Source organism: Actinomadura graeca, assembly GCF_019175365.1.
Lineage (GTDB): Bacteria > Actinomycetota > Actinomycetes > Streptosporangiales > Streptosporangiaceae > Spirillospora > Spirillospora graeca.
On sequence record NZ_CP059572.1, the window covers coordinates 5,265,535 to 5,283,820 of the forward strand.

Sequence of the window (18,286 nt, forward strand, 5' to 3'; positions counted from 1 at the left end):
CGCCGTGGCTACTTGTCCACGTCGCCGACGACGAAGAACATCGAGCCCAGAATCGCGATCATGTCGGCGACCAGGTTGCCGGGCAGCAACTCCGCGAGAACCTGGATGTTGTTGAACGAGGCCGAACGGAGCTTCATGCGCCAAGGGGTCTTCTCGCCCCGCGACACCAGGTAGTACCCGTTGAGGCCCAGGGGGTTCTCTGTCCAGGCGTAGGTGTGGCCTTCTGGGACCTTCAGCACCTTGGGGAGCCGCTGGTTGATGGGCCCTGGCGGAAGGTCGGCGAGCCTGTCCAGGCATGCGTCCGCCAGGTCGAGCGACGCGTACACCTGGTCGAGCAGGCATTCGAACCGGGCGAGGCAGTCGCCCTCCGCCCGGGTGACGACTCGCACGTCGAGTTCGCCGTAGGCCAGGTACGGCTCGTCTCGCCGGAGGTCGAGGTCCAGCCCGGACGCCCGCGCGATAGGGCCGGACACCCCGTACTGAAGGATCTGTTCCTGGGTGAGCACTCCCACGCCGCGTGTGCGCGCGCGGAAGATCTCATTGCCCATGATGAGGTCCGCGATATCGCTCATCCGGGCGCGGACTTCGGCGACGGCCTGCCGCGCCCTTGCCGTCCATCCGGCGGGCAGCTCGTCCTTCAGGCCGCCCACCCGATTGAACATGTAGTGCATCCGTCCGCCGGAGATCTCCTCCATCACCCGCTGCAGCGCCTCGCGTTCGCGGAACGCGTAGAAGATCGGCGTGATCGCGCCCACTTCGAGCGGATAGGAGCCCAGGAACATGAGGTGGTTGAGGACGCGGTTCAGCTCGGCGAGCAACGTCCGCGCCCAGACCGCGCGCTCGGGGACCTCCATGCCGAGCATGCGCTCCACCGCGAGCACGACACCGAGCTCGCTCGAGAACGCCGACAGCCAGTCGTGCCGGTTCGCCAGCACGATGATCTGCCGGAAGTCGCGGACCTCGAACAGCTTCTCCGCGCCGCGGTGCATGTAGCCGATGATGGGCTCGGCGGCCGAGATCCGCTCGCCGTCCAGCGTCAGCCGGAGCCGGAGCACGCCGTGCGTGGACGGGTGCTGGGGCCCGATGTTCAGGGTCATGTCCTCGGTGGCGAGCTCCTTGGCGCCCGCACCGATCCCAACGATGCGCTCGGTGGTCATGGTCGCATCTCCGCCGCTCGGATCATCGCCTCATCGTGCCATGGCGAGCGGTCCTCGTTTTCCGGTTGACTAGGGGGTGATGAACGCGAGCCGTGGCGAACCGCCGTACGAGCCCGCCGCACACCCTGGAACGCAGGGTGCGGTGAATCCGCCCGGGCCGTCCGGGACAGGCCAGGGCGGTATGCCGCACGCGTACCCTGGCGGCCTATCGGCGGCAGGGCAAGCCGCGGGAGCGCATCCGCAGGGCGGGGCCGTGTCCGCAACGCCGGTCTACCGCGCGGACCAGGCGTTCGCGCCCGGCGATGGCCTCCACTGGTCACCGATCTCCAAACGCCACACCTGGCACCGGCTGCTCGCGGCGGTGTTGTGGGCCGTCCCGATAGGCGCCTTGGGGGCGTTCCCCGTCTGGAGGAACGGCGGAGGGACCGTGGGAATCGCCATGTGGGCCGGCGCGGTCGTGCTCGCGGTGGCTCTCACCGGGATCGTCGCCGAACTCGACCGCCGATCGTTCGGGTATGCAGAACGCGCCGACGACCTCATCGTGACGCACGGTGTGGTCGTGAAGCGGCTCATCGTCGTCCCGTACGGGCGGATGCAGTTCGTGGACGTGACGGCCGGGCTGCTGGAACGGTGGATGGGCATCGCCACCGTCCGCATGCACACGGCCGCCGCCGCCACGGACGCGACCATCCCGGGCCTGCCCGCCACCGAGGCGGCCCTGCTGCGCGATCGGCTCGCCCGGAAGGGTGAGGAGCGGAGCATGGGCCTATGAGCGGCCCCTACGGCCCGCCTGGTCAGCCCGGCCCGCCTGGCCCGCCACCACCCGGTGGCCAAGGGCCGCCCTATGGTCCCTACCCGGGAGGCCCCGGACCGTATGGTCGGCCCGGTCCGGCTGTTGGTCGACACGGTCCGCCTGGATCTCCCGGCCCTCCTGGGCCGTATGGGTCGCCCGGGCCGTATGGGCCGCCGGGCCCGTATGGGCCTCAAGGTCGTCCGGGGCCGCCCTATGGACCTCCACGTCCTCCCTACGGCCCTCCTGGGCCGCAACCAGGGCCGCAACCAGGGCCGCCGTACGGTCCTCCTCGTCCGCCTTACGGCTACGGCCAGCCACCTGGCTACGGGCAGGCGCCGCCGGTGCGGTTCTCCGAGGGCACCCATCGGCTGCACTGGGCGACCGCACCGCTGCGCGCGTTCTTCATCCTCATCGTCTACTTCGTCCTGCTCGGCTTCCCCTTGCTGCTGACCCAGACGGACGAGGGCATCACGCTCGCGCTCACTCCCGAGGTGATCGCCCGATTCCTGATCGTGAGCGTCCCCATGGGGATCATCGCGGTGGGCTCCGGCCTATGGGCGTGGCTGGGACTGCGCTTCCGGATCGACGGGGACGATTTGGTCGTGGAGACCGGGGTGCTCCGCAAGCGCAAGCGCCGCATGCCGCTCTCGCGGGTCCAGGCCATCGACCTCGTCCGTCCGCTGGTCACACGGGTCTTCGCGCTCGCCGAGGTGCGGGTGGAACTCGCCGGAGGCGAGCAGAGCGAGATCGCGCTGCGGTACCTCGGGCGGAACGCCGCTCAGCAACTGCGGGCCGAGCTCCTCGCGCGCGGCCGGGTTGCCCGGCCACACCCCGGAAGCACCCGAACGGCACATGTGGCGCGTCCCGTTCGGCACGCTCTTCGGATCGCTGCTCGTCCGGCTGCCCGTGATCGGGACGGCGGTGCTCTTCCTCGCGTCGCTGGTGTTCCTCGTGGCGTATGCGGAGGGCGGCATGCTGGCCATCGCCGTCCCGGCGCTGCTCGGGCTGGTCCGCGCCGTCATCGCACCGCTGGTGATGTACGCGAACTTCACGGTGGCGATGTCGCCGGACGGCGTCCGGTTGCGGTACGGGTTGCTGGAGACCCGCATGCAGACCCTCCCTCCCGGTCGGGTTCAGGCGATCAGCATCGTCGAACCGGCGATCTGGCGCGGCCTCGGCTGGGCGCGGGTCGAGGTGACGGTCGCCGGGTACGCGGGTGAGCGCCAAGCCCTGTCCTCGACCCTCCTGCCAGTGGCGCCCCGGCAGGTCGCCATGCACCTGGTGTCGCAGGTGTTCCCCGGTACCCACATCGACGCCGTGCCGCTCGTCCCCGCCTCCTCGAAGGCCATGACGATGGACCGCGCGGACGGCGCGGGAACCGACGACGTGGTGTTCGTGACCCGCCATGGCTGGCCTTGCCGACGGACAGACGTGATCGCGCACGCGCGCGCGCAGAGCGTGCGGCTAACGACGAACCCGCTCCAGAGGCTGCTCGGGCTGGCGACCGTCCACGTGGACGCGCCTCCGGGACCAGTTCAGGTGGCCGCCGCCGACCGCGATCTCGGAGAGGCCCGCGCCATCGTCGAGTCGACCGCCCGACGGGCTCAGGTCGCCCGCCGGAGCTCGGGTGACCCGACCCACTGGGCTGCCCGCTGACCCTTTATCCACAGAACGTCATTCTACTTCTGTGTCACCTCCGTGCGCTCGACCATGGAGATGGCCGGCCCGCCCGAGGGGGGAGGGCGGGCCGGCCGCCAAATGATCACGATGGTCGTCTGCTGAAAGGAGGGCGTGCACGCGTGCTGCGAAGGCGTGAGGGAACGCGGTGTTGCCGTTATGGCCTCCGGGGAACTCCACGAGCGGGAGTCCGAGAAGGGCGGCGAGTACCTCAGCGCACTGGTGATTCCACGCGTTCTTCGAGTCGGCTCCGGCGGCGGAAATGATCCGCGTGCCCTTGGAGGCGATGGCGACCTCGTCCGGCCCGAGGGTGCTGCGGCGGAGTTCGCCCACGTCGTTCGTGAGGTAGTAGGTCATGTTGGCGGCGCGGTCGTCGGTCATGGCGACGGTGGTGACGCCGGACTCGGTCTTCATCCGGCCGGGATCGAGACCGGTGGCCGCCGCGACCATGGCGATGGCCCTGCGCCAGTCGCCCCCGCGCGCGGTCGTCTCGACGGTGGCGAGAGTGCGGCCGATCCTCGCGCGGTCGGCGGGAGGCAGGAGACCGGGAGCCGCCACATCATGAGCGATGAGAAGGGAGAGCTGCCCAGGATGAGCCACGGCGAGATGGAGCCCGTACAGGGCACCCAGACTGCATCCCAGCATGAAGGCGGGCTTGTCGGTGAGAGCCGCGAGCAGATGATGGAGGTCCTCGGCATGGGTCTCGGGAGGGACGGGCGCGGACGGGTCCGCCACCACCGTCCGGGAAAGCCCCCGGCGGTCGTAGGTGACCACGGTGTAGTGCTCGGCCAGCCGCTCGGCCATGGCCGTGGTCCGCCGGGCGTCGCCCTCGCCGCTCTGACCGATCATCAGCACGGGCCCGGCGCCCGTGACCTCGTAGTACAGCTCGGCATCGGGCACCGCCAACGTCGCGGATCTGATGGTCATCGTGTTCCCGCCCTCTTCATTCCGCTTGCTGGGTGAAGCCGCTCGTGCCCATGGGTGGGCCGCTGGTGTTCGGGTGGCCCCAGCCTAAAGCATCCGAATAGATGTATTAATCTAGATGCATCTAGGGCGATGTAAGTTGGGAGTGTGAACGGAGTCGAGCTGTTCCTGCTGGGGCGGACCCTGATGAAGGTCGGGGAGGAGGCCATGCCGATGGTGCACGGCGAAAAGCGCGGCGGGACGCGCGCGGTCCTGATCGTGCTAAGCGACATCGTCATGCACCCCGACAGCGCCGTCGGCGAGATCGCCGAGCGCACCGGACTGCCGCAGAGCCAGGTCTCCACTGCGGTCGCGCGGCTCAGAGAGGCGGGATCGGTAGTGACCACGCCGGATCCGGGCGATCGCCGACGCTCCCTGGTGCGCAAGGCGGACGAGCCGTCGGAGAGGGTGGCAGAAGTACGGGCCACCAGCATCGACACCGCGCTGACGGCTGTCCTCGGTGGTCGGGAGCACCTAGAAGAGGTGACGACGGCTCTGGAGGTCCTGTCGCGTCACCTGACCCCGGCGTCCGTAGTCAACCTACGCTCCAGCTGATCCGCCTGATCCGCCTGATCTGCCTGATTTGCTGATTCGCCTGATCCGGGCACGGCGATGATGCGGTCGGACGAGCGGACGCGATCAGCTGGTGACCCGGTGCGCCCACCGATACGCACCCAGGAACTCCACCGACTCCGCCTCACCGCCCACCCGCGTGAGCGTGCACACGAACCGCGACCGGCGGCCCTGATCCGCCTGATCCGCCGTTTGCTGCCCTCCTGCCCTCCTGCGCTCCGGTCGGTCCGGCGCCCGCCAGCATGTACCTTCGGTTCCCCGCCGTCCGCTATCACGTGCGTTTCGCGACGCACAGCACTTGCCGTTGCATGCGCCCCGACTGGTGAGGCGTCCCTTGTGTGAGTTCTCGTTTGTCCGCCGCCCCGCCTCCCGCCGCCCGTGTGCCGCCTCCCGCCCCCCGTCTGCCGCCCCCGCCGTCTGCTGCCTGCCCCCGCCGTCCGCTGTCCGCTGTCCGCCGTCGGCGCCCGCCGTCCGCTGTCTGCTAGGCGCTGTCCGCTGCCCGTTGTCTGCCCGCCGTCTGTCGTCCGCTGCGCGTTGTGTGCTGCCCGTCGTCTGCTGCGCGTCGTCCGCTGCCCGTCGCCCGCCGTCGGCCGTCCGCTGTCCGCCGTCGGCCGTCCGCTGCCCGTTGTCTGCCCGTCGCCTGCTGTCCGCTGTCCGCTGTGCGCCGTCGGCGCCCGCCGTCCGCTGTCTGCTGTGCGCTGTCCGCTGCCCGTTGTCTGCCCGCCGTCTGTCGTCCGCTGCGCGTTGTGTGCTGCCCGTCGTCTGCTGCGCGTCGTCCGCTGCCCGTCGCCCGCCGTCGGCCGTCCGCTGTCCGCCGTCGGCCGTCCGCTGCCCGCTGCCCGCTGCCCGTCGCCCGCCGTCGGCCGTCCGCTGTCCGCCGTCGGCCGTCCGCTGTCCGCCGTCCGCTGTCCGCTGCCCGTCGCCCGCCGTCGGCCGTCCGCTGTCCGCCGTCGGCCGTCCGCTGCCCGCTGTCCGCCGCCCGTCGCCCGCCGTCGGCCGTCCGCCGTCCGCCGTCCGCCGTCCGCCGCCCGCCGCCCGCCGTCGGCCGTCCCCTGTCCGCTGCCCGTCGCCCGCTGTCCGCCGTCCGCTGTGTTCTGTCCGCCTGCGCTCCAGTTGACTCGGCGCCCTTGGTCCGCCGTCCGTTGTTCGCCTGCGCTCCAGGTGGTCCGGCACCCGTCGGGATGCGCGTCCGGTTTCCTCTCGTCCGGTGTCACGTGCGTTGCGTCAGGCACAGCAACCGCTGTTGCGTGCGTTCCGAGTGGTGCTGCGTCCATCGTCTACCTGTGTTCTCCGGCCAGGGCGCACGCCGTCATGCGCGTTGTTCCTTGGTTGTCCGGTGTGACGTGCATGTGGGTTGCTTTGGCGTCTGCCGTTTCGTGTCGCTTGGTTGCTGTGGTGTCCGTCGTTCTGCTGCGTTTCGGCAGGTGTGGCACCGGCGGTTTTGGGCTTTGCGGTCCTTCGCTGTCCGCCCTGACGTGCATTTCGGCTGGTGCGACGCCTACGGTGCCGTCCGCCCTTCGTGTCCTGGTGGTTGGGCGTCCGCCGTTTGGGTGCGGTCTGGCTAGCCCGCGCTGCATGTCAACTCGTGGCTTCGGTGTGGTGCGGGTCCGTTGTCTACGTCTGTCGTGGTTGGTGCGGTGTTCGTCGTTCGCTTGCGTTGCGGTTGGTCCGCCGTCGGGCCGTCGGCCGTCCGCGGTGTGGTGGGTGCTGGGCGGGGGGTGTGGGGCAAGGTGTGTGGCCGGGTGGTTCGCGGGCTGTGGTCCGGGGTGGCACTCGGTGGGGTGGGGGTTACTGATCAGTGGGGTTTTTCTGGTCTGTGCGAGCGGGGTGTGGATGGGAGTGGGGGAGAGGTGGCGGTTCTGTTGTTGGGGTGGGGTATGAGGGGTGTTTCTGGGTGTGAGGGCTTGTCGAGAGAGGTTCGAGCCTGGGGAATTGCGGACGGGGCGGGTGATCGACGACTTGCGAGCTGGGGAAGGGAGTGACGGGTTTGGGTAGGGGCGTAGGAGGGGTTCGGGGCTTATCGTCGGGGCATGAGTGAAATGGTCTATGACCCTTGGTCGCCTGAGTTTGTGGCGGATCCTTATCCGGCGTTCGAGTGGTTGCGCCGGGAGCGGCCCGTCTACCTGGACGAGGCCACGGGGCAGTGGGTGATCAGCCGGTACGAGGACGTGAACGCGCTGCTGCGGGACAGGCGGCTCGGGCGGACGTACCTGCACGTCGCAGGCCATGAGGAGTTCGGGCAGGAGCCGGAGGCGGAGTTCCTGAAGCCGTTCTGGGACCTGATCCGGGCGGGGATGCTCGACATGGAGCCGCCCACGCACACCCGGTTGCGGCGGCTGGTGTCCAAGGCGTTCACGGCGCGGATGGTCGAGGGGCTGCGGCCGATGATCCGGCGGCTCGCCGGGGAACTGGCGGGGGAGTTGGCGGCCGCCGGGGGCGGCGACCTGCTCGCCGAGGTCGCCGAGCCGCTGCCGGTGAACGTGATCGCGGAGATGCTCGGGGTGCCGGTGGAGGATCGGCGTCTGCTGCGGCCCTGGTCGGCCGACATCTGCGGCATGTACGAGTTGAACCCGGCCGAGGAGGTGCAGCGGAAGGCCGTCCGGGCCGCCGCCGAGTTCTCCGGGTACCTGCGCGAGCTGTCGCGTTCGCGGCGGGACGAGCCGCGCGACGATCTCATCAGTGCGCTCGCGCAGGTCGTCGACGATGGGGACCGGCTCACCGAGGACGAGCTGATCGGCACATGCGTCCTGCTGCTCAACGCGGGGCATGAGGCCACGGTCAACTCGACCGGCAACGGCTGGTGGGCGCTGTTCCGTCATCCGGAGGAGCTGGAGCGGCTGCGGGCCGATCCCTCGCTCGTCCCGACGGCCGTCGAGGAGTTGCTGCGGTACGACACTCCGGCGCCGATGTTCGAGCGCTGGGTGCTGGAGGACATCACGGTCGGAGGGGTCGATATCCCGCGCGGCGCCGAGGTCGCGTTGCAGTTCGCCTCCGCCAACCGGGATCCGGAGATGTTCGCCGATCCCGACCGGCTCGACCTCGGCCGGGATCCGAATCCCCACATCACGTTCGGCCTCGGGATCCACTACTGCCTGGGCGCGCCGCTGGGGCGGATCGAGCTGGCCGAGTCGTATGGCGCGGTCCTGCGGTCGGCGCCTGACCTGCGGCTGGTCAGCGAGCCGAAGTGGAAGCCGGGATTCGTCCTGCGCGGCTTGGAGGCCCTGTACGTCGAAAGGTGACGCCCTGGTCAGGTCGCCAGGGAGGCGGGCAGGGGGACGGCGACGGCCTGGGCCAGCCAGCCGAACCCGCCCAGGCCGGAGGGGTCGGTCAGCTCGGCGTCCTCGCCGGCCTGGCAGAGGGCGGTGAGGTAGGCGCGGGGATCGCTGTGGGCGAGGCCGATCGGCGGGCGTGCGCCCGAGAGGCCGAGGGCGCGCAGGGCGGTGCGCTGTGTGGTGAGCACGCTGGACGTGGCGCCCGCGCGTTCACCGGCCTCGGCGCAGGCGTCGAGGGCGACGTGGGCGGTGACGTCGCATGAACCGTCCGGGACGGCGGGGACGGTCGAGCCGTCGCGGTAGCCGGTCAGCGTCCCGGACTGCGGGCGGGAGTCGCGGCCGTGCGAGTAGTCCACGGCCACGGCGAGGCCGCTTTGAACCCGTTTCACGACCGATGCCCATGCGGCGCAGCGTGGATGGCCGATCTCGGCGCGGTCGCCTGGTTCGTGCAAGGGCCACCAGCGTTCCAGCCATTCGCGGTCTTGGCCGGTGGGTTCGGGGCCGGTGCGTTCGGTTCCGCTGGACGGGTCCACGAGGACGGTCCGGATGCCGTCCGGTGTCTGCTCGGCCACGTCCAGCGGGATGTTGTCGAGCCACTCGTTGGCGACCGCGAGGCCGGTGATCTCCGGGGGCAGGTCCGGCCGCCAGGTGATCCCGGCGGGAAGGCCGGGGGGACGGGGCGCGATCTCGACGGCGGTGGGTGTGAGCCGTTCGGCGAGGTCGGGTGGAAGGCAGGCCAGAACGTTGGCGAGGAGCCGTCCCGAGCCGGCGCCCACGTCCACGAGGTCGAGGCGGTCCGGGCGGCCGAGCGCGGTGTCGACCTCGGCCAGCAGCCGGGCGACCGCCGTGGCGAAGCGGGGGGAGGCGTGCACGGAGGTGCGGAAGTGCTCCGAGGGGCGCTCGCCGCGGCGGTAGAAGCCGCCCTCCCCGTACAGCGCCCGCTCCATCGCGGTGCGCCATGTCAGCCATTCGATCACCGACCCAGCCATTCGTGCGACGTTACCGTGCGTGGCGGTCCCGGGCGGGCCATCCCTGCGGGGGAGCCGGTTCCGACTTGCGGCTGATCCGAGGCTGACCTGCGGCTACATACCCTGTCGGCATGGTCGGGACCTACTGGGAGTGGCTGCGGGGCAAGAAGCCGCTGGTCGATGCGTTCCTCGTCGGGACGGTCATGCTCCTGTCGCTCCCGGAGCTGGTCAACGGCGGCTCCGACCGTGTCGCGGTCTGGCTGGTGACGGCCGCGCTGCTGGCGCCGCTGATCGTGCGCCGGATGTTCCCCCGGACGGTCTTCGCGGCGGTCGCGCTGATCTCGTTCGCCCAGTGTGTCGCGGATTTCCGGATCGTCCCGGCGAACATCGCGGTTCTGATCGGCGTCTACACGGTCGCGGCCGGGTGCACGTTCCGGTGGGGGCTGGCCTCGGCGCTGGTGGCGGAGGTGGGCGCGTGCCTGGCGACCGTCCGGTACTCCTACAACGGCGACGGCAGGAAGACCACGTTCCTCGTGCTGTCGGTGCTGGTGGCGGGGGTGTGGATCCTCGGCCTGCACATGCGGACGCGCCGCGCCTACCTGCGGTCGGTGGAGGAGCGCGCCGAGCGGCTGGAGCGGGAGCGGGACGCCGAGGTCCAGATGGCGATGTCCGCCGAGCGGGCCCGGATCGCGCGTGAGCTGCACGACGTCATCGCGCACAACGTCAGCGTGATCGTGGTGCAGGCCGACGGGGCGTCCTACGCGATCGACACCGACGCCCGGCGGGCGCGCCAGGCGCTGGAGACGATCTCCTCGACCGGGCGGCTGGCGCTGGCGGAGATGAGGCGGCTGCTCGGCGTGCTGAGGGAGAGCGACGACGTGGGGGTGTACGCGCCGCAGCCCGGCGTCGCGCAGCTGGACGACCTGGTGGAGCAGGTCCGCGCGTCGGGGCTGGCGGTGACGTTCGAGGTGGACGGCACGCCGGCGTCGATGTCGGAGGGACGGCAGCTCACGGTGTTCCGGATCGTCCAGGAGGCGCTGACCAACACGCTCAAGCACGGTGGCCTGCGGGTCTCGGCGGACGTCCGGCTGTGCTACGCGGGCGACGCGGTGGTGGTGCGGGTCGTGGACGACGGCCGGGGCGCGGCGGCCGCCGACGACGGCCGAGGGCACGGGCTCGTGGGGATGCGGGAGCGGGCGGCCGTGTACGGGGGCAGCGTCCGGGCGTCGCCGCGTCCCGGGGGCGGGTTCGAGGTGGTCGCGCGGATCCCGGTCCGCGAGGACGGCCGCATGGCCGGGTGAGGCGCGCCGGGCGGGGCCGGGCGTGCCGGGCGTGAGGCGCGTGCGGGGCCGGAGGCCGGGCGTGGGCTCGGCGGGTTCACCGGACGGCCTGTGGGGCGGGGCGCGAAATGGTAGGGCTTGTCGACGATGTCGGTTCTCTAGGAGGCAGGGTGGACGAGATGGACGAGGCGCCGATCCGGGTCGTGCTGGTCGATGACCAGGCGCTGGTGCGGGCCGGGTTCCGGATGGTCCTGGACGCGCAGCCCGACATCGACGTCGTCGGTGAGGCCGCCGACGGGCGGCAGGTGCTGGACCTGCTCCGCACGACGCGGGCCGACGTCGTCCTCATGGACGTGCGGATGCCGCGGATGGACGGCATCGAGGCGACCCGGCGCGTCGTCGCCGCGTCCGGGCCGAAGGTGATCATCCTGACGACGTTCGACCTGGACGAGTACGCGTTCGCCGCGATCAAGGCCGGGGCGGGCGGGTTCCTGCTGAAGGACGCGGGCCCGGCCCAGCTGATCGAGGCGATCAAGTCGGTGCACTCGGGGGACGCGGTGGTGGCGCCGAGCACGACCAAGCGGCTGCTGGACCGTTTCGCGCTGCACCTCCCGGACGCCGAGGACAAGGCGCTCGGCGCGCTGGAGAGCCTCACCGACCGGGAGAACGAGGTCCTGGGGCTGGTGGCGCGCGGGATGTCCAACGCGGAGATCGCCGAGCGGCTGTACGTGTCGGAGGCGACCGTGAAGACGCACATGGGGCGGATCCTGATGAAGCTGGGCCTGCGCGATCGGGTGCAGGCGGTCGTCTTCGCCTACGAGACGGGTCTGGTCAAGAGCGGCCAGAGAGGCGACTAGCCCTGTCGCCGCCACCCCTTGATCACCATTTGCCGCTGTCTTGGGGAGTTCTAGTTCTGTAGTGGAAAGTAGCTGGGTAACTACCGTACGCGATGCCCTCCGTCCGGAGGGTGTCGGCACTGTCAACGGGTCCACTGCACAACCCGACGTACGGGAGGATTCTCGTGATCAAGAAGCTTGCCGCCAGCGGCATCCTGGGCCTGGCCGTCGCCGGCTCCGCCCTCACCGCGGCCCCGGCCTACGCCGGCGGCGACCACGACCACGGCTACGGCCATGGGCACGGCCACGGCCACGGACACGGCCACGGACACGACGGCCACTTCTCCAACAACCACACCAGTGGCAATTTCTCGATCCTGGGTGGCAACCAGGTCTTCGTCCCGATCTCGGTCCCGATCAACGTCTGCGGCAACGCCGTGGCCGTCGTCGGCATCGCGGGCGCGAGCTGCAAGGGCGGCGCGTCCGTCCGCAACTGAAATCGCTGAACCATCGCCGCCGGGCGGTGACGGGTCGCCTTCAGGCGGCCCGGGGTCCGGCGGTGCGGACGCCGGGAGTCCGCTGGGGCTCCCGGCGTCCGCGTGTCCGTCCGAGCGTTCGCCTGCGCGTCCGTCGGCGTGTCCGGCCGCGCGTCCGGCCGCGAGTCCGGCCGCGTCGGCTCGCAGGTCGGCCGGTTACGGGCCTTCGCGGATGAGTCGGCGAGATGGCTGATGACCTCGTACGACTCAGGTCGTACGGGATGAGACGGGCGCGCCGGAAGGCTGACCCGAAGCGTGGCCGCGGGGCTGATGGCCGGGGACGCGCCGCTTCCTACCGTTGAGCACGATCGTCCGCATCAACGAAGGAGCAGCCGTGACCCGCACGTTCACCGGTCCGCCAGGCAGGAACGCCGACACGCCCATCGCGGCCGTCATGGCCGACGGTGTGTCGAAGGTGTACGGGTCCGGCGACGCGGCCGTGCACGCGCTGCGCGGCGTCAGCGTGGGGTTCGTCAGCGGCGTGTTCACCGCGATCATGGGGCCGTCCGGGTCGGGCAAGTCCACGCTGATGCACTGCCTGGCGGGGCTGGACACCGTCTCCGGCGGGCGGATCATGCTCGGCGACGTCGAGATCACCGGGCTGGGCGACCGGCGGCTGACGCTGCTGCGCCGCGACCGCGTCGGCTTCGTCTTCCAGGCGTTCAACCTGCTGCCCACGCTGACCGCCGAGCAGAACATCCGGCTGCCGCTCGACCTCGCCGGGCGCAAGGCCGACGCGGCGTGGTTCGACCAGGTCGTGGACGTGGTGGGACTGCGCGACCGGCTCGGCCACCGGCCGGGCGAGCTGTCGGGCGGCCAGCAGCAGCGGGTCGCGTGCGCGCGGGCCCTCGTCGCCCGTCCCGATGTGATCTTCGCGGACGAGCCGACCGGCAACCTCGACTCGCGCTCGGGCGCCGAGGTGCTCGGCTTCCTGCGCGCGTCCGTGCGCGAGATGGGCCAGACGATCGTCATGGTCACCCACGACCCCGTGGCCGCCTCGTACGCCGACCGGGTCGTGTTCCTGCGCGACGGGGAGATCGTCTCCGAGATCGTCCAGCCGACCCCGGACACCGTGCTCGACCGGCTCAAGAGCCTGGGGGCGTGATGCTGAGGACGACGCTGGCGGGCCTGCTCGCGCACAAGCTGCGCCTGCTGCTGACCGCCGTGGCCATCACCCTCGGCGTGGGGTTCATCTCGGGCACGTTCGTCCTGACCGACACGATGGACAAGGGGGTCGCCAGGACGTTCGCGCGGTCGGCGGGCAAGGTGGACGCCGCGATCCTGCCTCGGGGCGACGCGCCGCCCGGCGGGGGCGACTCGGACGAGGTGGGCATTCCCGCCGGCGTCCTCGCCCGGGTGAAGGCGCTGCCCGGGGTCACCGAGGTGCAGGGCGCGGTGCGCGGGGACGCCGCGCTGGTCGGCAAGAACGGCAAGACGGTCGGCGACTTCCCGACCGTCGGGATCTCGGTGCAGGCCGGGCGGCTCCTGCGCGTCGAGGTCGAGAAGGGGCGCGCGCCGTCCGGGGCCGCCGAGGCGGTGCTGGGCACGCGCGCCGCCGAGCGGACGGGGTACGGGACCGGGGACGCGGTGACGGTCCTGGACCACCGCGGGCGGCCGCACCGCTTCACGGTCGTCGGCATCGTCGACTTCGGCATCGACCAGGAGGCGGACGCGCACGGCGCCGTGGGTTTCGACGCCGCGACGACGCTGGCGATGACCGGTGCGAGGAACTATCACGAGGTCGACGTCCTCGGCGCGGACAAGGCCGCGGTCGCGGCGGCGGTGGGCGCGTCGTACCGGGTCTACAGCGGTGACGAGCTGGCGAGGAGGCTGGCGAAGGAGGCCGGCGCCGACACCGAGATCATCCGGGCCGGGCTGCTGATCTTCGGCCTGGTGGCGATGCTGGTCTCCGCGCTCGTCATCTACAACACGTTCTCGATCCTCATCGCGCAGCGGATGCGGGAGATGGCGCTGCTGCGCTGCGTCGGCGCGACCCGCCGGCAGGTGTTCGGCGGCGTCCTGGCCGAGTCGGCGGTGGTCGGGCTGGTCGGCTCGCTGCTCGGCATCGTCGCGGGCGTCGGGCTCGGCGCGGCGGCGGTCGCGGGGATCGGGCGGCTGACCACGCAGGTGCCGGTGTCCGGGCTGGCCCTCGCCGGCCGCACGGTCGTGATCGGGCTGGCGGTCGGGGTCGCCGTGACCGTGCTGTCCGCGCTGCTGCCCGCGCGCGCCGCCACCCGGGTCCCGCCCGTCGCGGCGCTGCGCTCCGAGCTGGAGCCGGGCGGCGGGCGGTTCCGGCTGGGGGTCGTCCGGACGGCGCTGACCGTCCTGCTCGCCCTGGCCGGGGTGGCGCTCGGGCTGCTCGGGACGTTCCAGATGCCGAAGGGCACGGGAGCGATGTACACCGTCGCGCTCGCGGGCGGGGTGTTCTTCCTCGCCGTGATCGCGGGGATGCCCGCCCTGGTGCGGCCGTTCGGACGCGTCGCCGGGGCCGTCCCGGCGCGGCTGGGCGGGGTGCCGGGACGGCTGGCGGTGGAGAACGCGCGCCGCACACCGCGCCGCACCGCCACCACGACGATCGCGCTGACGGTGGGCGTCGGCCTGATGAGCCTGTTCGCGGTGATCGCCGCCAGCGGCAAGGCGACCTCGGCGGCGAGCCTGGAGGAGCAGTACCCGGTGGAGTTCCAGGTCCAGGCGCGCAACGGGAAGGCCGAGGGTGTCACGCCGCACGAGCTCACCGAAGCTTTGCGTGGACGCAAGGAGTTCTCCCTCGTCTTCGAACTGCTCGGGAAGGACACGCAGGTCGGCGGCACCAAGACCGAGGTCGGCAGCCTGACCGGGCCGGCGCTCGGGACCGTCCTCAAGCCCCGCCTCGTGGACGGCCCGGCGGCGGCGCTCCGGCCGGGCGGGCTCACACCGGGGACCGCGGTCGTGGAGAAGGGGTTCGCGGCCCAGGGCGGGTTGAAGCCCGGAGCGACCGTCCAGGTGAAGACCGCGCGCGGGAACGCCCCGGTGAAGATCGCCGCCGTGTTCACCACCCCGGCGCCGGTGGGCGAGGTCCTGGTGCCGGAGGCGGACTTCAGGCGCTACTTCGGCGCGCCGGACGAGTCGACCATCTACGTCAAGGACCGCGACGGCGTGCCCGCGGACACCGCGCGCAGGGTCGTCGAGAACGCGGCGCGGCCGTATCCGACGGCGAAGGTGTTCTCGACCGCGGAGGTCGAGGAGAGCATCGGCAACGCCATCGACACGATGCTGATGATCTTCGGTGGGCTGCTCGGCCTCGCGATCGTCATCGCGCTGTTCGGCATCGCCAACACGCTGACGCTCTCGGTCGTGGAGCGGACGCGCGAGTCGGCCCTGCTGCGGGCGCTCGGCCTCACCAAGCGCCAGCTCCGCCGGATGCTGTCGGTCGAGGCGCTGGTCATGGCCGTGATCGGCGCGTCCACCGGGGTGGTGCTCGGGATCGCGTTCGGCTGGGCGGCCACCCATGCCATGTCCGACACGTCCGTCTTCGCACTGCCCTACCTCCAGGTCGCCGGTTTCGTGGCGCTCGCCGGCGCCGCCGGGATGGTCGCGGCGGTCATGCCCGCCCGCCGCGCCGCCAAGGCGTCGATCGTCGAGTCGCTGGCCACCGACTGAGCCCCCGCCGATCGGCCACCTGCCGTCGGCCGTCCGCCGGGGTCACGTCCTCACGTTGTGTGAACGACGGGGGATGGGACGCGTCCCCCTCCGCCGTCCCCCGGGGGCGGGCGGCGGACGGCGGCGGGCGGCTCCGCCCCACCGCGGTGACGACTCGCCGCGGTGGGGCGGAGGGGGATGCGGACGGCCCCCAGTACGGCGAGGGCGGGTCCGGTCCCTCGCCGTGGGGCCTTCCGCCGTGGCGTGGCGGCCTGTGCACCTCTCTATCTCGAACACCCTGTGTGATCGCACCGTCACAATCCAGAAGTACGCTGGTCTTTCGGCGATCCGCAAGCGATCACCATCCGTGTCCGCGAAGTGTGACGGGACCGGAGAGGTGGATCTCGCGCCGGGTCGTCGAAACGTCACCGCTGTGTGATGGTGTTCCGGGCGCGGATACTGTCCGCGCACCGCCCGCCCCGCCGGACGCCGGGCCCAGGACCCGCGGGTACATTGGGTCGCGCACGTCCGGTACCCGATCGAGGACTGGAACGAAGAGATGGACTCACACGCCACGCCCGCTTCCGCCGCGCCCGGAAACGGGCCGGACGGCGGGACCGAGCGCCCCGAGGACCGGCCCGCGCGGCTGTCGGTCGGCGTCGTCGGCGCCGGACGTGTCGGGACGGCGCTCGGCGCCGCGCTCGTCCAGGCCGGGCACCGGGTCGTCGCCGCGGCGGCGGTGTCCGAGCGGTCGCGGTCCCGGGTGGAGGAGCGCCTCCCCGGCGTGGACGTCGTGACCCCCCACGAGGTGGTGGCGGCCGCGGACCTGGTGCTGCTGACCGTCCCGGACGACGCGCTCCCCGAGCTCGCCGCCGGCCTCGTCGCGGCCGGCGTGGCGGTCACCGGCAAGCTGGTGCTGCACACGAGCGGCCGGTACGGGACGTCCGTCCTGGATCCGGTCACGCGCGCCGGGGCGCTGCCCCTCGCCCTCCACCCGGTGATGACGTTCACCGGGCGTCCCGACGACGTCAACCGGCTCACCGGCATCTCGTTCGGCGTCACCGCGCCCGAGCCGCTGCGCCCGGTCGCGGAGGCGCTCGTCCTGGAGATGGGCGGGGAACCGGTGTGGATCACCGAGGTGCGCCGCCCGCTCTACCACGCGGCGCTCACCGGCGGCGCGAACCACCTGGTCACGCTGGTCGTCGAGGCGATGGACCTGCTGGGCGAGGCGGGCGTCGCCGAGCCCGGCCGGATGCTCGGCCCGCTGCTCGGCGCGGCGCTCGACAACGCGCTGCGCCTCGGCATCGGCGGGCTCACCGGGCCCGTCGCGCGCGGCGACGCGGGCACGGTCGCCGACCATGTCGCCGAGGTGGGACGGGTGTCGCCCGAGAGCCGCCGCGCGTACGTGGCGCTGGCCCGGCTGACCGCCGACCGTGCGCTCGGCGCCGGGCTGCTGAAGCCCGAGGACGCCGAGCGGCTCCTCGAAGCACTGGCCGACTGACCCGTGCGGCCCCGACCGACCAGGGAGGACGCGTGAGCGAGCGCGGGAACGGACCCGTCGTCGCCGAGACCCGTGAGGAACTGGCCGCCGCGAGGGCGTCGGTGCGGGGGACCCTCGCCCTCGTCCCGACGATGGGCGCGCTGCACGAGGGGCACCGGGCGCTGATCCGCCGGGCGCGGGAGAGCGCCGACGCGGTCGCGGTGAGCGTCTTCGTCAACCCGCTCCAGTTCGGGCCGGGCGAGGACTTCGACCGCTACCCGCGGACGCTCGCCGCCGACCTCGGGATGTGCGCGGACGAAGGGGCCGACCTCGTGTTCGCGCCGTCCCGCGAGGTGATGTACCCGGCGGAGCCGCAGGTCACGCTGAGGGCGGGGCCGATGGGCGAGCGGGTGGAGGGGGTGACGCGGCCCGGTCATTTCGACGGCATGCTCACCGTCGTGCTGAAGCTGCTGAACCTGGTGCGCCCCGACGTCGCGGTCTTCGGGCAGAAGGACGCGCAGCAGCTCGCGATGATCCGCCGGATGGTCGCCGACCTGAACGTGCCGGTGGAGATCGCGGGGGTCCCGACCGTCCGGGAGCCGGACGGGCTGGCCCTGTCGAGCCGCAACCGGTACCTGTCGGCGGAGGAGCGCGGCACGGCCCTCGCGCTGTCGCGGGCGCTGCGGGCGGGCGAGGCGGCCGCCGGGGACGGCCCGGACGCGGTCCGGGAGGCGGCCCGCGCCGTCCTCGACGAGGCCGCCGCCGCCGAGCCGCCGCTCGCGCTCGACTACCTCGCCCTCGTGGACCCCGCGACGTTCGTCGAGGTCATGGGCCCGCACGACGGCCCGGCCGTGCTCGCCGTGGCGGGCCGGGTCGGGACGACCCATTTGATCGACAACGTCCCCCTGCGGCTCGACGGCCCGAAGGAGCGCTGAATGTTCCGGACGATGTTCAAATCCAAGATCCACCGGGCGACGGTCACACAGGCGGACCCGCACTACGTCGGGTCGCTCACCGTCGACCAGGACCTGATGGACGCCGCCGACCTGCTGCCCGGCGAGCAGGTGCACGTGGTCCGCTGATCCGCCGCCCAGGTTTCTTAAATGTGACTTATGTCCGAAACCGGGGCCGCC

General features: G+C 72.0%; 14 protein-coding genes and 2 pseudogenes. 13 read left to right on the top strand and 3 right to left on the bottom strand.

Annotated features, from left to right (window positions below; genetic code table 11):
* Positions 1-8: 8 nt before the first annotated feature.
* The gene (locus tag AGRA3207_RS23365; RefSeq protein ID WP_231329186.1) at positions 9-1,157 is read right to left on the bottom strand and encodes an NADH-quinone oxidoreductase subunit D; all 1,149 of its coding nucleotides are present in this window, start codon (positions 1,155-1,157) and stop codon (positions 9-11) included.
* A 253-nt stretch (positions 1,158-1,410) separates the two neighbouring features.
* Between AGRA3207_RS23365 and AGRA3207_RS23370 the strand changes: the two genes are divergently transcribed.
* From AGRA3207_RS23370 to AGRA3207_RS23380, 3 genes and pseudogenes are all read left to right on the top strand, one after another.
* On the top strand, positions 1,411-1,929 hold the full coding sequence (locus tag AGRA3207_RS23370; protein ID WP_231329187.1) for a PH domain-containing protein: 519 nt from the start codon (positions 1,411-1,413) through the stop codon (positions 1,927-1,929).
* 545 nt (positions 1,930-2,474) lie between these two features.
* Positions 2,475-2,687: pseudogene (locus AGRA3207_RS23375) on the top strand (PH domain-containing protein); the annotation flags it as partial.
* A gap of 115 nt (positions 2,688-2,802) precedes the next feature.
* The gene (locus AGRA3207_RS23380; RefSeq protein ID WP_231329188.1) at positions 2,803-3,606 is read left to right on the top strand and encodes a PH domain-containing protein; all 804 of its coding nucleotides are present in this window, start codon (positions 2,803-2,805) and stop codon (positions 3,604-3,606) included.
* Between the two features lie 18 nt (positions 3,607-3,624).
* Here the strand turns inward: AGRA3207_RS23380 and AGRA3207_RS23385 are convergent, their stop codons facing one another.
* The gene (locus AGRA3207_RS23385) at positions 3,625-4,554 is read right to left on the bottom strand and encodes an alpha/beta fold hydrolase (protein WP_231329189.1); all 930 of its coding nucleotides are present in this window, start codon (positions 4,552-4,554) and stop codon (positions 3,625-3,627) included.
* A 144-nt stretch (positions 4,555-4,698) separates the two neighbouring features.
* Here AGRA3207_RS23385 and AGRA3207_RS23390 point away from each other — a divergent pair, with 144 nt between their 5' ends.
* Positions 4,699-5,145: a MarR family transcriptional regulator gene (locus AGRA3207_RS23390; protein ID WP_231329190.1), complete on the top strand. Its 447-nt coding sequence runs from the start codon at positions 4,699-4,701 to the stop codon at positions 5,143-5,145.
* A 2,087-nt stretch (positions 5,146-7,232) separates the two neighbouring features.
* Complete coding sequence (locus AGRA3207_RS23395) at positions 7,233-8,402, top strand: cytochrome P450 (RefSeq protein ID WP_231329191.1); 1,170 nt, start codon at positions 7,233-7,235, stop codon at positions 8,400-8,402.
* Positions 8,403-8,410: 8 nt separating this feature from the next.
* Here the strand turns inward: AGRA3207_RS23395 and AGRA3207_RS23400 are convergent, their stop codons facing one another.
* Positions 8,411-9,424 (bottom strand): SAM-dependent methyltransferase, encoded by a 1,014-nt coding sequence (locus tag AGRA3207_RS23400; RefSeq protein WP_231329192.1) that lies wholly within the window; start codon positions 9,422-9,424, stop codon positions 8,411-8,413.
* Positions 9,425-9,534: 110 nt separating this feature from the next.
* Between AGRA3207_RS23400 and AGRA3207_RS23405 the strand changes: the two genes are divergently transcribed.
* The 8 genes and pseudogenes from AGRA3207_RS23405 to AGRA3207_RS23440 all read left to right on the top strand — a co-directional run.
* The gene (locus AGRA3207_RS23405; protein ID WP_231329193.1) at positions 9,535-10,704 is read left to right on the top strand and encodes a sensor histidine kinase; all 1,170 of its coding nucleotides are present in this window, start codon (positions 9,535-9,537) and stop codon (positions 10,702-10,704) included.
* Positions 10,705-10,862: 158 nt separating this feature from the next.
* Entirely contained in the window at positions 10,863-11,540 is a 678-nt protein-coding gene (locus AGRA3207_RS23410) for a response regulator transcription factor (protein ID WP_231336351.1), read from the top strand.
* Between the two features lie 164 nt (positions 11,541-11,704).
* Entirely contained in the window at positions 11,705-12,016 is a 312-nt protein-coding gene (locus tag AGRA3207_RS23415) for a chaplin family protein (RefSeq protein WP_231329194.1), read from the top strand.
* A gap of 433 nt (positions 12,017-12,449) precedes the next feature.
* Positions 12,450-13,160, top strand: a complete 711-nt coding sequence (locus tag AGRA3207_RS23420; RefSeq protein WP_231336352.1) for an ABC transporter ATP-binding protein — start codon at positions 12,450-12,452, stop codon at positions 13,158-13,160.
* Entirely contained in the window at positions 13,160-15,694 is a 2,535-nt protein-coding gene (locus AGRA3207_RS23425; RefSeq protein ID WP_231336353.1) for an ABC transporter permease, read from the top strand. The genes AGRA3207_RS23420 and AGRA3207_RS23425 overlap by 1 nt, the downstream gene beginning before the upstream one ends.
* A 538-nt stretch (positions 15,695-16,232) precedes the next feature.
* A complete protein-coding gene (locus AGRA3207_RS23430) occupies positions 16,233-17,174 on the top strand; it encodes a Rossmann-like and DUF2520 domain-containing protein (RefSeq protein WP_231329195.1) in 942 nt (313 codons plus the stop codon).
* Between the two features lie 32 nt (positions 17,175-17,206).
* Complete coding sequence (panC, locus tag AGRA3207_RS23435) at positions 17,207-18,088, top strand: pantoate--beta-alanine ligase (protein WP_231329196.1); 882 nt, start codon at positions 17,207-17,209, stop codon at positions 18,086-18,088.
* Positions 18,089-18,229, top strand: a pseudogene (locus AGRA3207_RS23440) (aspartate 1-decarboxylase); the annotation flags it as partial. It lies immediately after the preceding gene.
* Between the last annotated feature and the right edge of the window lie 57 nt (positions 18,230-18,286).